Source organism: Kiloniella sp. EL199, assembly GCF_900313065.1.
GTDB lineage: Bacteria > Pseudomonadota > Alphaproteobacteria > Kiloniellales > Kiloniellaceae > Kiloniella.
Genome location: NZ_OMPU01000011.1, coordinates 19425 through 34449 on the forward strand (window position 1 = coordinate 19425; position 15025 = coordinate 34449).

A 15025-nucleotide genomic window follows, 5' to 3' on the forward strand; every position below is an offset into this window, starting at 1 on the left:
ATTTTATAATTATTTTTTTCACCTTTCTTTACGGATATTTACCTCTTTTAAACCTGAATGCTTTACCCCTTACCCTGATATTGATTATTCTTGTTTGAAATAATGAGGGGCGATCAGATAAAACATGCCAATTAAGGCACCCACCCGGAGCAATTCTTGCTCTTGAAACGTCGAATCTAAAACACAGGGACTGCAATTGATGAGCGACGATAAGCTTAAGTCTGAAGACGAAAAGCCAACTAGCCGCAAATCGCGCCAACAGACGACACGCAAGACCATCGCGAAGAAGTCTTCTGTCAAGGCGAAGCTTCAAAAGAAAAGTACGCCAACGTCAACCAAGAAACCTGCCGCAAAAAAAGCGCCAATGCCGAGGAAAGCAGCGCCCCAGGCAAGTATTTCTGTGTCATCTGCAGCGCAAAAAGACGCGACTGACAGCCCGAAAAAAACAGGCCCTGTAGTCAAAACTGTTACTGCAAAAGCAAAAAGAGTTACAACAAGAAGTAAATCTGCGTCCGCGAGCAGTGCCTCAAAAGGTGCAACAAAAATAACTGTCGGTCCTGCGTCTGGCTCGGCAAAAACGACTAAAGATCAAAAAACGGAAAAGAAAGAAGTATCCTCCAACTCTGAAAAAGATACAGACAAAGTAAAAGAAAGCACCAAGTCTCTGGCAACCGGTACAGCAAATGCGAGTCCGCGCCCAAAGAAAGGTTACTCACTTGCCAAAATGATTACGGTCGCAGCAGTGCTCTTTCTTGGGGTATTAGTCGTATTCCTGATTGGAAATGATTCGTTTTTCACAGAACATACTGACGATACTCCACCTCCGGTTACACAAGCCAACGATGAACCAAATCCAAATGCCAGCTCTCCTTATGGAATGCGTGTTGAACAGCTAAAAGAGATTGAAGGATTGCTGGCAAACCTGAACTTTGATCCCGGTCGTATTGATGGTGACATTGACCACGAAGCCGTCGCAGCTATCAGCCTGTTTCAAGAAATTTCAGGACTTCAAGTGGATGGAAAACCAACACCGGATTTGCTTGCTGAATTAAAAGCTGTCGATGAAATGCTTAGTAACTAAGCAACAAATAACGAACCATTCTATAGAAAACAAGGTGTGCTTCTCGTCTAAAGAGGCCACCTTATCTGTCTTGATTCAATATCGTAGGTTTCACCCACCAGCTATTGTTGAGCAGTTTGAGCTCTGTAGCCGCCTTCTGGGCCGAAACACTATCTTCATAAACACCAAAGCAAGTTGCACCGCTACCAGACATACCAGCAAACAGGCAGTTCGGTTGCTGCTGCAAAGCCTTGATACTCTCAGAAATCAGTGGTTTCAGGCGTTCTGCAGGTTTAGACAAGTCATTACCTGCCGCATTCAAATAACATAGCAACTCAGGCAAATTACAGACCTTGTCTGGCTCAGGTACGGCATCTGAAAACTGACCATTCAATTCTCTAAAAATTTGTGGTGTAGATACCGGACATCCCGGATTAATCAGCACACAACAAATATCGGGCAATTGGGGACCCGCTTTTAAAGCCTCACCAACGCCCTCCATCCAAGAACATGTTCCCTTTAAACAAACAGGAACATCGGCCCCAAGTTCCAACGCAAGATTATTCAAGCTATCAAGCTTTTCAGGGCCAATGTCCCATAACCTCACAAGCCCCCTGATAACTGCCGCCGCATCTGCTGACCCGCCGCCGATACCGGAAGAAACAGGCAGGTTCTTCTCCAGCGTAATAGCAGCACCTTTATCTACGCCTAAAAATTTCTGGAGCTTACGTGCAGCTTTGATAACAAGATTATCTTCGTAGTTATTTGTGTTAAAATTATTAGCTGTATCACCGCCTGTTGCGGACAAATAATTCTTGAAAGGTCCTGTAATTTTCAGAGAAAAGTCAGAGGACGGTTCTAAAAAAACCTGATCCCCAATGCTCGCAAAAACCACCAAGCTCTTCAAAAGATGATAACCATCATCTCGCCGTCCCGTGACCTGCAAAGACAGGTTTATCTTTGCAGGTGCAAATTCGACAATCTGTTTCATCGAAACTGATCTATCCCATTAACTTTCAGATTTATCAGCAACAATACCTTTATCGATCTTGGTTCGAATTAGCTCCACCTGTTCTTCTTCAGGTTCGAAACTAAGAGCACGCCGCCACTGGAACCGCGCCTCATGCTTGCGACCAACCCGCCAATAAGCATCCCCCAGGTGATCATTAATCACGGGATCCTCTGCCTTGAGTTCAATGGCTTTTTCCAGGTATTTAACGGCTTCATCAAATTTGCCAAGGCGGTAATACACCCACCCCAGACTGTCCACAATGTATCCATCATCAGGGCGAAGTTCCACCGCCTTGATGAGCATCTTTTCTGCCTCTTCCAGATTTTTTTCCAATTCAACCCAGGAATAGGCCAGATAATTCAACACATGTGGTTGATCAGGAGATAGATCCAATGCCTTTAGGAAATCAGCTTCAGCTCTAGACCATCTTTTAACGCGCTCGTACGCAATGCCACGGAAATAGAACAAAGACCAATAACGGCTGTTGTTTTCATCAACACGGCGAATGGCTTCACCATAAGCATCAGCTGCTTCTGCATATTTTTCTGATGCGCGTAGCATATTACCTTTACGAAGATGTGGCTCGAAACGTTCCGGGCGAAGATCTTCCAGTTGCGCCAGAGCAACCAGTGTCTCTTCCTCCAGCCCTAAAGCATCCAGTTCATCCGCAATTCTCAGCCCGATCGTCCATGCATAAGGTGAATCCAGCGGAATTGTTTTATACAGATCAATCGCCGCACGGCTACGACCTTGTGTTTGCATGATCTCGCCCACAAGAATCTTTGCTTCTTCATAGTTCGGGCGTAATTTCAAAGCCTGATTGGCATAGACAAGACCCGTATCATAGGCTTTTTCCTGCGCATGTAAGCTGGCAAACCCAAAGAGAATTTCAGCAAAAGCATCACCGGGCTTGGAAATAATCCTCTGCAATTCCTCGTCAGAATCCAGACGGTTTAATGCATGATTGGCAATCGCATTTTCAGGATCTTGCTCCAGATAGGTTGTGATTAATCCACGCGCGGCTTCTTTATCACCCTGCCGACTCAGGAAATCAGCGACTATATTGACTTGCCGCAGTGTTGGCTGCTCTGATGCCCCCAACAAGGCAAGATAATCTTTGCGTGCATCATCAGGACGCCCGCCCAAATCTTTCAAAAGCGCGATTTGAATCCCGTAAAGAGACTGGAAACCCTCTTTCTTTGAAAGCGGTTCCAGATTTTCCAATGCCTTGTCCAGATCGTTTTGCGCAAGATCAGTCCAAGCTGAGAACATTGGCTCCAGAATCGTATTAACACCAATATCTGGCGTTGCTTCAATTCGCTCTCTCGCCGCGTCCCAATCTTCTCGTTCCACGGCATCAATCACGAGAACAAGGTGCGCAAGGGATTGTTGAGGAGACACGTCGAGCAATCTCTTTGCCAGATCCAATGCTTCATCATCACGTCCTGTACTCGCCGTCAACAAAAAGGAACGCGCCAAAAGACGAGGATCTTCCGGCGACGCTTCCAATGCATGAAGCATAAGCTCAGTCGCAATCTCATAATCGCGATTATGACCAGCAACTATTCCAGCAAGATAGGTTCCCGATGCAGAGCTGTTATCTCTGACAACAGGATAGTCGGCACCAAGATCGGCATAAACTTGTTTACCGTCGGTATCACTCTGGGCAGATGTACAGGCACCAAGAATAAGCGCCGCTCCCGCAGAGAAAATAAAGCGTTGTAAATATTGTTTTACAAACATAGAGCCATGGCGAGGCAAATCATCCTCCTCTTCGCCAGACAAGAAATGACAGCAGTCTACCCCTCTATCTGTCTAACGCCAAGCATCTGCTGCACAATATAAAGTGACTAAATAAAAAATTGACCACCTTACCTGTGAAAATGGTCAATTTTTTGCTTAGTTTGACAAAATGTATAACAGAAAGAATCCGGCACACTTTGTACATTTGCCTCTACATGTTGGGATAGTTCGGTCCACCCGCTCCTTCTGGCGTTACCCAATTGATATTCTGGGTCGGATCTTTGATGTCACAGGTTTTACAATGCACACAGTTTTGCGCATTGATTTGTAACTGTGGATTATTGCCATCATCATCCCTGACAATTTCATATACACCCGCCGGGCAGAATCTTTGTTCCGGGGCATCATAGATTGCCAGATTGTGCGAAATCGGCACGGAAGTATCTGTTAATGTCAGATGGACAGGCTGATCTTCTTCGTGGTTTGTTCCGGAAATAAAGACAGAAGAAAGTCTATCGAACGAGAGTTTTCCATCCGGTTTCGGGTACTCAATCTTTGGCATATCAGCCGCAGGTTTCAGGCATTCATGATCATGGTGTTTGTGACTGAATGTCCACGGTAACTTGCCGCCAAAAACCTTGAGATCAACACCAGAATAAAGCATGGATCCCCAGAGACCAAATTTGCTGAAAGCTGGTCGAAAGTTACGGGATGCATAAAGCTCTTCGTACACCCACGATTTTTTGTAGGCATTCGGATAAGCCGAAAGAACAGGTGGTGTTTCCTCGCCAGCAGTCACCGCATCAAAAGCAGCTTCAGCAGCAAGCATACCTGTTTTCATTGCATTATGACTTCCCTTGATTTTGGCAACGTTCAGGAAACCGGCCGAACAACCAATCAAGGCGCCTCCCGGGAAAGCAAGATCTGGCACAGATTGCAGGCCACCTTCATTCAATGCCCGTGCACCGTATGAGATGCGCTTCCCGCCCTCAAGCATCTCGGCAATAGCCGGGTGCATTTTGAAACGTTGAAATTCGCCAAACGGGAACAAATGTGGATTGTCGTAATCCAGACCAACCACATACCCCACATAGGCTTGTCCATTTTCAAGATGATAAATGAACGATCCGCCCCAGGTATCACTTTTCATCGGCCATCCGGCGGTATGCACAACCGTTCCGGGCTTATGTTTCGCCGGGTCCAATTCCCAAAGCTCTTTCATACCGATGCCGTAGGTCTGAGGATCGCAGTTTTCCCTCAGGCCAAATTTTTCCATCAAGCCTTTGCTGAGAGAACCACGACATCCTTCGGCAAAAAAGGTGTATTTGCCATGAAGCTCCATCCCAGGCATGTAGGAATCTTTTTGCTCACCAGCTTTGCTGATGCCCATGTCACCAGTCGCAACGCCCTTTACGCGGCCATCCTCGTGATAGACAACTTCTGCAGCAGCAAATCCGGGGTAGATTTCCACACCTAGCTCTTCTGCCCGTTCGCCAAGCCAGCGACACAGATTTCCCAAGGAAATAACATAGTTACCATCGTTATGCATTTGGCTTGGAAGCAAGGCTACGGGAAGATTTACAGAACCTTTTTCACTTAGAAGCATAAACTTCTCGTCAGAAACAGGCGCATTAAGTGGCGCGCCCTTATCTTTCCAGTCGGGAATCAGTTCATCCAAAGCCCGTGGCTCAAATACTGCCCCTGAGAAAATATGCGCCCCGACTTCCGAACCTTTTTCCAAAACACAGACGGAGACTTCTTTTCCCTGTTCAGCTGACAACTGACGAAGTTTAATTGCTGCGGACAAACCAGCAGGTCCAGCCCCGACAATAACAACGTCGTATTCCATAAATTCGCGTTCCATAGCCCTCTCTCCAATTCGAGCCGTGAGCTTTGCGGCTTATCTCGCCGCTTCCCCTCAAATTACAACGAACCACATGATTCAATAAAAATCCACAAATGGTCACATTTTTTTATTGTCTTAGCGCCGAAATATCACTCGTGCACAGTTTTCAAGATCAATTTATAGATATTATCGCGCTGCAGCAATTTAACAATAACGACACAGAACAATCAAAAACCACGAAAAGGATTTGCAAAAATCCATAGTCATTCACAAAAGACAACCTGAGCAGGAAACTATTATCAAAAGAAAAGTCATTCATTTTGCAAACACTCATGGATCAATAGCAATCTTTGCTTTAAATAAAATCAATATGCGCTTGTTGGGTGCCATCCACTGGCTAAAGAAGTTTAATTGGGACATTTAATAGAGAAACATGACTGCTGAAGACTGGACGCGTGACGAATTGTTAGCAGCACTAGCTTGGCAACTTGATGCCGGGATTGATGAGGCTATTGGTGATGTCGCTATCAACGGTTATGAACTCAGTCAAGAACAAATACAGTCTGCCGCCAAATCCTCAACACCGAGATCATCACATCAGACATCAAACCCCGGTGCCCAGGCCGCACCACCTCCTCCTCCAAAAGCTAGCGCTGCCAAACGTGTTCTTCGGTCATTTCAAAAAACTCTGATCGAAGCGCAAAAACTTGCGAATAGTGCAGATAACTTGCCCGACCTGGCAACAGCACTCGACTCTTTTGATGGTTGCTCTCTGAAGAAAACAGCAATCAACACAGTCTTCGATCAAACACCATCGACAGCAGACATTATGATTATCATGGGCGCCCCCCGCGCCGACGAAGATCGTGAAGGCAAAACCGTTGCCGGATCAAACCGCAAACTGATGATCAATATGCTCAAGTCAATCGGCCTAAACATAGAGGACGTTTATCTGAGCACCTGTGTTTTCTGGCGCCCACCGGGTGACAAAAAACCAACCGCAAATGATCTTGCCTGTTGCAAACCTTTTATTGACCGACAGATAGAACTCGTTGCTCCCAAGGCACTCGTCCTTATGGGGGAAAGCACTTTGAGAGGCTTCATTGATCCAGATGCCAGCTTACTGCGTCAAAGAGGAAAATGGATCGAATACAGCAAACCAACAGGTGATACCATCCCTGCCATTGCGACCTTTGCACCTCACATGCTGCTCAACACTCCCCGACAAAAAGCTCTGGCATGGCAGGATTTGCGCGAAATCAAATCCAGGCTTGCATAAATTGCGCTAACTCCTTCTATAAAGAGTAAAATCAAGCACCTTTTCTTCACTCTTTCGTAAGGAGAACAGGTGTAATTAAAATTCTAGACAAATTTTTGACGTATTTAAGAACTATTGCCCCAGAAGCCACAATTAACTATTTTCTATTATGGTTAATGGGAACATCAATAGAAATTAAAAAAAGTACTTCTAAAGACTGCAATTTATCAGTCTTAGACGGAGCACTGGTCTTAATTAAGGTTTACCGGGGGAATTTCATTTCGTTATGACGACATCCATGCGCTTACTTTTCAAGGCGGCAAATCACTCAATAAAAGCGGTTATCGTTTTTAGCTTACTTTTATCATTGCCCGTCACGGCCTTTGCCAAGACCAAGGTTGACGATGAAGCGCCCAATTCCCAAACCCAGACCTTGCAAAACTTTGTGGTTCCGGAAATCCTCAACAACGAAGATATAAAGCTCTACACCAGAATATTTGCCCGACAGAAACAAGGCCGCTGGAAAGATGCTGATAAACTCATCCCCAGGTTAAACAACAAAATACTACTTGGACATGTTCAGGCACAAAGATATCTGCACCCCACAGCTTATCGTTCAAAATACAAAGAACTTAAAACATGGTTGGCCCAGTATGCCGACCACCCGCAAGCAGACATTATTTATAAACTGGCCTTACAAAGGCGCCCCAAGAATCACAATTACCCTCAAAGACCTGTCCGCTTTAAAAGTGCGCCTTATCGCGCTTATGGAAAAAACTACACCTACCGCTCAAGCAAAAAACTATCCAAAGCTGATAGGACCAAAGCCAATCGCCTAAAAAGACAACTTCGCCGAAACATACTAAATACACGCCTGTCTATTACCGAAGATGTTCTCAAATCGGCAAAGGCCAAACAGTTACTTGATCCCATAGAAATGAATGAAACCTATGCAAGACTGGCCGCTGCCTGGTACTATTACGGCAAGGATAAAAAAGCCTATCAACTCGCAGTAAAAGCAACTCAATCCAGAAAGTATGTGCCATCGGCCGATTGGATTGCCGGCCTTGCTGCCTGGCGCCTGAACAAAACAAAAGAAGCACGCGACCATTTCGCTCATCTAGCCAAAGCCTCACGAAGCAATAGCTGGATGCGCTCTTCCGGTGCCTACTGGGCCGCTCGCGCTAATCTAAAGCTAAAAGAACCGCAGAACGTTAGTAAATACTTATATCAAGCGGCAGAATATCCACGAACATTCTACGGTATCCTTGCTCGCCGTTCTCTCGGATTGGATCTCGCATTTAACTATCAGCCACAACAGCTCAACGACATCGCCACAAAAACACTGCGTAGTCATGCACCCAGCAAAAGAGCACTGGCTTTAATTCAGTTAGGAAAAACAAATGAAGCCAAGGCAGAATTAAGTCCCCTTATTGGTAGTATCAAAGGCAATGAAGTTTCTGCCTTTCTACAGCTCACTGAACACACCGGCATGCCGGAACTTGCTTTTCGGCTTGGCGCCAGATTGGCTGCAGAAGAAAAACAGGAAAAACAAAACCCCGCCCAGAACAGAGGCGTAATAGATGCCGCCCTGTACCCAATTCCCAAATGGGAGCCAGAAGGTGGTTTTGAAATTGATCGTGCTCTGGTTTTTGCCTTCATGCGTCAGGAATCATCATTTAACCCAAATGCAAAAAGTCCTGATGGAGCCCGTGGCTTGTTGCAATTAATGCCTCAAACAGCGAGTTACATATCCCGGGATCAAAGCTTTCGTGGCAAAACACGGAATCAACTATTTGACCCTTCGCTAAACTTGGCTCTGGGGCAAAAGTACTTAGGTTATCTGTTAAATCATAACTATGTTGAAGGCGACCTCTTTAAACTAGCCACAGCCTATAACGGCGGCCCTGGCAATTTGGGTAAATGGGAACGCAAGATCACCTATAACGATGACCCCTTGCTTTTTATTGAAAGCCTCCCCTCTCACGAAACTCGGCTATTTATCGAACGCGTCCTGACAAACCTCTGGATTTATCGCGCGAGACTGGATCAATATTCCCCTTCACTGGATACCCTCGCCGCAGGTCGATGGCCCAGATATGAGGCACAGGATCAATATAACAAAAATTCTGAATCGGATATCGCAGAGAATGCCAAAACTAGATGAAACCCGCCCGTTCCTTCCTGTTAACATTGCAGTCATGACCATCTCGGATTCCAGAACCGAAGCTGACGACAGATCAGGTGATGTTCTGGAGAAAATGATCAAAGAAGACGGACACAACATTTCTGCGCGATCCATCATCAAGGATGATATAGAAGCAATTACAGCACAGCTTCGAAATCATATTAACAATCTCGAAATTGATGTCATCATCACAACAGGTGGCACCGGCGTAACAGGCAGAGACACCACCCCGGAAGCCTTCAAAGCAGTCATGGAAAAAGAAATAGAAGGTTTTGGCGAGCTGTTCCGATGGATCAGCTATCGCAAAATAGGTACATCGACCATGCAAAGCAGAGCAATCGGGGGTGTTGCAAAAGGCACCTATCTTTTTGCTCTGCCAGGCTCCCCTTCAGCCTGCAAAGATGGATGGGGCGAAATTCTGCGTTCACAACTGGATAATCGTCACCGTCCCTGTAATTTGGTTGAACTAATGCCTCGTCTGCAAGAGCATTTACCCTCAAACAACTAATCAACACTGGCCTAAAAGATAAAACACTCTGTGCTAAACTAAGGCCACACCTCAACCGCTAAAAACAAAGAGTATGTCAGAGGATAATGGAACATCACAGCGGTAGTTTAACAGGTCTGGCGATCGTTGTTGTCGCAGCACTTGCCTGCGGCATTGCCATGAGAAAATTCAAGCAACCGCCTGTGCTCGGATATATCCTTGCCGGTGTCTTTCTTGGCCCTTCTGGTCTGGCGCTTGTAGAAAACAGAGACAACATCTCAACCCTTGCAGAGCTTGGCGTATTGATGCTGCTTTTTGTCATCGGTATGAACCTGTCTCTGCGCGGGATCAAAGAGGTATGGCAAGTCGCCGTTATAACCACCGCGGCACAGATTGGTGTCGGCGTCGGCGGCATGTGGCTACTTGGACAATTCATGGGATGGAATTTTGAGTTAATTCTTTTCTTCGGATTTGTCTTTGCCCTCTCAAGTACAGCCGTCGCTGTCAAGATGCTTCAAGAGATCAATGAATACGGAACCCGGATTGGTCAGGTAACCATCGGCATTCTGATTGCACAGGATCTCGCCGTGGTTCCCATGATGCTTTTTGTCAGCTCTTTTGGCTCAGAAGGCGGTATTGGAACATCTGCCTTTATCAAAGTAGGGGTCTCCATAGGTATCCTCATTCTCCTGTTTATCTTCTTAAGCAAAAAACGAGGATTACAGATCCCTTTTGCCCGCTCAATCGGTGATAACGAAGACCTCACTCCATTGGCAGGGATGGCCTTCTGCTTTGGCGTTTCAGCCTTTTCTGGACTGATTGGACTATCGGCTGCTTATGGGGCGTTTCTAGCCGGACTGATATTAGGAAATTCGGCCAGTCATAAAGTCATGTCCCGGCAAGTCGCCCCGATTCAAAGCATCTTACTGATGGTGTTCTTCCTGTCCATCGGCATGCTTTTGGACGCCAGATACATATGGGATAATCTAGGCCTTGTATTCTTCCTCGTCCTTTTTGTTGCGCTCTTTAAAACTGCCCTCAACATTACTTTAATCAGGTTCCTGGGAGAGACTTGGCCACGTGCCTTCCTGTCTGGATCAATCCTTGCCCAACTTGGTGAGTTTTCGTTCATCCTCGCCGCACTTGGTGTTGGCGCAGGTGTTCTTGACGATGAAAACTATCGACTGGTTGTTTCTGTTACAGTGATATCTCTCTTCACCAGCCCCTTTTGGCTTTTCACAGCCAGAAGACTGCATCAGATTACCCAGCTTGGCATTACCTCTGGTGCCGAGACCATGCGCCTGACTTACGGTCCGGAAGTTGGTGCTCTCATACGTACATCCACTCTAGCGGAAAAAATACTGACAAGATTCGGGCAAAGTATCTTGTTAAAATGGTTTCCAAAGCTTCAGGAACACTTGCTTCACGCCCAAACTAAAGCTGATAAAAAAAATTCACCCTCTGTTTCAGATTCGGAAAGCACTTCCGACACAACAAAAAACGAAGTAAAAACAGGAAGCGACGAGAAACCACCAAAAACTGAAACAAAAAGCTAAAACAAAAAGCAAATGCCTGACTTTTCAAAAGAGCAAAAACTTGATCAAGAACTCGGTATTAACAACGCCATAATTGCCGGTGTTGACGAAGTCGGACGTGGACCATGGGCTGGACCAGTTGTTGCCGGTGCCGCATGGCTGGATCGCGAAAAATTACCACAAGATTTAATCGCAAAACTCGACGATTCCAAAAAGCTTTCAGCAAGAAAGCGGGAAGATATAAACGATCAGCTTTATGATTTACATCAGCAGGGAATCATCAACTTGGCTTTAGGCGAAGCCAGTTGCGAAGAAATCGACAAGTTGAACATCCTTCAAGCATCCATGATGGCAATGCAAAGGGCTGTATCGAACCTGTCTCTAACGCCACAAGCTATTTTGGTTGACGGTAACAAGATCCCCAAACTGCCCTGCCCTGCAAAGGCTGTGATCAAAGGAGACAGCATCAGCTTGTCCATCGCAGCTGCATCTGTCATCGCAAAGGTGAATCGGGATCATCAGATGTTTGAACTATCGATTCAATATCCGGGTTACGGCTGGGAAAAAAATCAGGGCTATGGAACCGCTCAACACAGGGCCGCACTACTAGATCTTGGGGTTACTCCGGCACACCGCCGCACATTTCGTCCAATAAGAGAGCGACTCGAGCTAAACGACTGACTCCAATGACTCTTTACTTGACTCTTCACGTAAAAAATACTTGACCGCGACTCCACAGTGACTCAAGATAGGGGACTCGAGTCAAGAGGAGTCTGCTTTAGTGAAGAAGAATGTTGTCCATCTCGGTGAATGCGTCGAGATCATGAACAGTCTACCTGAAAAGTCTGTTGATGTGATCTTTGCGGATCCACCGTATAATCTGCAATTGGCGGGTGAACTTACACGTCCGGACAACTCCAAAGTTGATGCCGTCAACAATGACTGGGACAAGTTCGACAGCTTTCGAGCCTATGACGAATTCACTTGGAATTGGCTCAAGGCAGCACGCCGTGTTCTCAAAGAAAACGGAACGCTCTGGGTTATTGGCAGCTACCACAATATATACCGTGTCGGCGCCCTCCTCCAGAATCTTGATTATTGGATGTTGAACGATGTGATCTGGCGCAAGTCAAATCCAATGCCAAACTTTCGTGGCAGACGCTTTACCAATGCACACGAAACAATGATCTGGGTCGCCAAGTCCAAGAGTTCAAAATACACCTTCAACTATGAATCCATGAAGGCCCTGAACGACGACATTCAAATGCGCAGCGACTGGCTACTCCCCATTTGTAACGGTGGCGAGCGTTTAAAAAATAGCGAAGGTGACAAAGCACACCCGACTCAGAAACCTGAATCTCTGCTACATCGCGTCATTCTTTCTTCCACTAAACCCGGTGATGTAATCCTTGATCCTTTTTTCGGCACTGGCACGACAGGTGCTGTCGCAAAGAAACTAGGCAGGCACTTCTTGGGGATCGAACAAGATCCAGAGTACGTAAAAATTGCCAAGAAACGTATTTCCCAAGTCAAACAACTGGATGACATTAACCTTGTTTCCATCGAACAGAAACGCGAACAGCCCCGTATTCCTTTTGGAACCCTTATTGAGCGCGGCTTGCTTGAGCCTGGCACAACGCTTTACGGCCCCAAAAAGAAATACTCGGCAAAAGTACGCGCTGACGGCAGCCTGATATCAAACGAATTTCAGGGCTCCATCCACAAAGTAGGGGCTATGGTACAGGGCGCATCAGCCTGTAACGGCTGGACCTATTGGCACATGGACGCCGAAGGCCGGGAAGTTTGTATCGACGTTCTCCGTCAGCAAGTACGTGCAGAGATGACAAACTAAAAATACTCTCAATCTAATCGCAAAAGCCCGTTTCTGCGGGCTTTTGTTTTTTTAGAGAAAGACCATTCGCTTATTGTCTCTCCAATCCTCGCTCCATCTCATAAATACTGTTTCCTAGAGTTACATATAATCCGCATGGCGAAGAATTTTGTTCATGACTGTTGGCAGTGCCAGCCCAGAAGATTCTGACTTGTGCACCCATTTCCCCTGTACAGCCTCAGCCACATCATCAAGATCTTGTGAAAGCTTTGCAGTCAAAACTGTAATCTCGAAATGAAAATGCGTGAAGGTATGTTTCACAATACCATCTAGCTTTGTCCATTGTGCCAACTGATCGAACTCGGGATTACGCTCTGCGTCCCCTTGCTCGATCCAATCTCCTGTTGGCACCTCAGTCATTCCCCCGAGCAATCCTTTCTCTGGGCGACGCCTTAATAGCGCCCCTCTCTCCTCTGACAAAAAGAGATAAGCATAGGCTCGCCGAACAGGTTTCTCTTTTTTCGGCGCTTTCTTTGGCAAACTTTCAGCAATCCCTGACTTTCTGGCAAGACACGCGGTTTGAATTGGACAAATCACACAACCGGGAGATCTCGGTGTACATATGGTTGCCCCCAAGTCCATCATTGCCTGAGCATAGTCCCCTGCACGCTCACTCGGTGTTTGCTCTTGAGCCCATCTTTTCATCTCGGACTTAACACCCGGCAAGGGATCTTCAAGCGCATAGTACCGGGCAATCACTCGCTCGACATTACCGTCAACGACTGTCGCCGGGCGATCAAAGGCAATCGCTGCAATTGCAGCCGCAGTATAAGGGCCAACGCCAGGGAGTTTTAATAATTCCTCTTCTGTATTGGGGAAAACGCCACCCAATTCCTCTGCAACAACCTTGGCACACTTGTGCAAATTGCGCGCTCTTGCGTAGTACCCAAGACCAGCCCAGGCGCTAAGCACATTGTCCAACTCTTCTCTGGCCAAATCCTGAACCGTCGGCCAGGAAGTCAGAAACTTTTCATAATACCCCTTAACAGTCGCAACCGTTGTCTGTTGGAGCATTATTTCACTCAGCCACACACGATAGGGATCTGCAAAAAGTATTTCAGGATTGTCACGTTTCTGTCGTGGTGACAGACGCCACGGTAACTCACGGGCATGTCTATCGTACCAAGGCAAAATTTCTTCTGCGATCATTTGAACCAAAACAGTAACCTGTATTCACTTATCTCAACTCAAGCAAACATGCCCAAGTCACTTTTAAGCCTTGAACTTACGAATCGGTTCTGTTTTTCCCCGACCTCTGGGCTATACTCCTTCCCATACGCTATTAGATCAACTAAAGAAGAACACAATCACAACAGAAAACCTAAAAACAACGTGATCAAGGCATCCTGACCTGCAATGGTAAAAACGACCAAGCCTAAAAAAACAAAAAGTACGCAAAAAAAAGAAACCAACGTTCCAGAGGTTTCAAGTCGCCGGCGCAAATCCATGCAGCCAATCGCTGCCACTCTGCCCATGCTCACCAAAAGAATTACCGGGAAACGTGGCTTTGCAGAAGCAGGCCTTATCGAAGACTGGGGCATGATTCTCGGGAATGAATTGGCGAACCAATGTCTGCCCGTGAAATTACGCTATCCCAGCCAGGGCATCAGAAACGATGGCACCCTGCTCATTAAGGCTGATCCGGCTTTTGCTCTGACAATCCAACAGCAAACGGCTCAGATCATCGAACGCGTCAACAGCCACTTTGGCTACCGTGCAATTGCACGCATATCCCTGCAACAGGGGCCATTATACAAACCAGAAACAAAGAAAGCACCAGAACTCCCCAAGCTATCAATCAAAGAACAACAGGATATCAAAAACGAGTTTTCCAATATTGAAAATAAAGCCTTGAGGACATCTTTGGAACGACTGGCCGCAACAACCCGTGCCAAAAACAAGATCAACAAATAGTGAAGAAGGCACATTGCCCTATTGCCGCCACAGTTGTCTCTAGACTAGATTTCAGAATAACTTTATCAAATTTCGTAAAATTATACTTCGC

The 15025-nt window shown here is 46.3% G+C and carries 12 protein-coding genes; 8 read left to right on the forward strand and 4 right to left on the reverse strand.

The annotated features are described in order from the left end of the window. Nucleotides 1-199 precede the first annotated feature (199 nt). Complete coding sequence (locus D9A03_RS13330) at nucleotides 200-1081, forward strand: peptidoglycan-binding protein (protein WP_120497723.1); 882 nt, start codon at nucleotides 200-202, stop codon at nucleotides 1079-1081. A gap of 61 nt (nucleotides 1082-1142) precedes the next feature. On the opposite strand, the gene D9A03_RS13335 is transcribed toward D9A03_RS13330, so the two are convergent. From D9A03_RS13335 to D9A03_RS13345, 3 genes are all read right to left on the reverse strand, one after another. Next, nucleotides 1143-2051 (reverse strand): 4-(cytidine 5'-diphospho)-2-C-methyl-D-erythritol kinase, encoded by a 909-nt coding sequence (locus D9A03_RS13335; protein WP_120497724.1) that lies wholly within the window; start codon nucleotides 2049-2051, stop codon nucleotides 1143-1145. Nucleotides 2052-2069: 18 nt separating this feature from the next. After that, nucleotides 2070-3833, reverse strand: a complete 1764-nt coding sequence (locus D9A03_RS13340; protein WP_162938147.1) for a tetratricopeptide repeat protein — start codon at nucleotides 3831-3833, stop codon at nucleotides 2070-2072. Between the two features lie 193 nt (nucleotides 3834-4026). Beyond that, complete coding sequence (locus D9A03_RS13345; protein WP_120497726.1) at nucleotides 4027-5679, reverse strand: electron transfer flavoprotein-ubiquinone oxidoreductase; 1653 nt, start codon at nucleotides 5677-5679, stop codon at nucleotides 4027-4029. A gap of 415 nt (nucleotides 5680-6094) precedes the next feature. Between D9A03_RS13345 and D9A03_RS13350 the strand changes: the two genes are divergently transcribed. The 6 genes from D9A03_RS13350 (at nucleotide 6095) to D9A03_RS13375 (ending at nucleotide 12981) form a co-directional block, all read left to right on the forward strand. Further along, entirely contained in the window at nucleotides 6095-6940 is an 846-nt protein-coding gene (locus tag D9A03_RS13350) for a uracil-DNA glycosylase (RefSeq protein ID WP_120497727.1), read from the forward strand. A gap of 265 nt (nucleotides 6941-7205) precedes the next feature. After that, complete coding sequence (locus D9A03_RS13355) at nucleotides 7206-9086, forward strand: lytic transglycosylase domain-containing protein (protein WP_120497728.1); 1881 nt, start codon at nucleotides 7206-7208, stop codon at nucleotides 9084-9086. Further along, nucleotides 9070-9615 carry a molybdenum cofactor biosynthesis protein B gene (moaB, locus tag D9A03_RS13360; RefSeq protein WP_120497729.1) on the forward strand — a complete coding sequence of 182 codons (546 nt, stop codon included), beginning with the start codon at nucleotides 9070-9072 and terminating at the stop codon, nucleotides 9613-9615. The genes D9A03_RS13355 and moaB overlap by 17 nt, the downstream gene beginning before the upstream one ends. A gap of 86 nt (nucleotides 9616-9701) precedes the next feature. Continuing rightward, a complete protein-coding gene (locus D9A03_RS13365; RefSeq protein ID WP_254055048.1) occupies nucleotides 9702-11150 on the forward strand; it encodes a cation:proton antiporter in 1449 nt (482 codons plus the stop codon). A gap of 12 nt (nucleotides 11151-11162) precedes the next feature. Further along, nucleotides 11163-11810: a ribonuclease HII gene (locus D9A03_RS13370; RefSeq protein ID WP_120497730.1), complete on the forward strand. Its 648-nt coding sequence runs from the start codon at nucleotides 11163-11165 to the stop codon at nucleotides 11808-11810. Between the two features lie 142 nt (nucleotides 11811-11952). Continuing rightward, complete coding sequence (locus tag D9A03_RS13375; protein ID WP_120497947.1) at nucleotides 11953-12981, forward strand: site-specific DNA-methyltransferase; 1029 nt, start codon at nucleotides 11953-11955, stop codon at nucleotides 12979-12981. Nucleotides 12982-13101: 120 nt separating this feature from the next. Here the strand turns inward: D9A03_RS13375 and mutY are convergent, their stop codons facing one another. Continuing rightward, the gene (gene mutY / locus D9A03_RS13380) at nucleotides 13102-14169 is read right to left on the reverse strand and encodes an A/G-specific adenine glycosylase (protein WP_120497731.1); all 1068 of its coding nucleotides are present in this window, start codon (nucleotides 14167-14169) and stop codon (nucleotides 13102-13104) included. A 207-nt stretch (nucleotides 14170-14376) separates the two neighbouring features. Here mutY and D9A03_RS13385 point away from each other — a divergent pair, with 207 nt between their 5' ends. Further along, a complete protein-coding gene (locus tag D9A03_RS13385; RefSeq protein ID WP_120497732.1) occupies nucleotides 14377-14934 on the forward strand; it encodes a DUF721 domain-containing protein in 558 nt (185 codons plus the stop codon). Nucleotides 14935-15025: the final 91 nt, after the last annotated feature.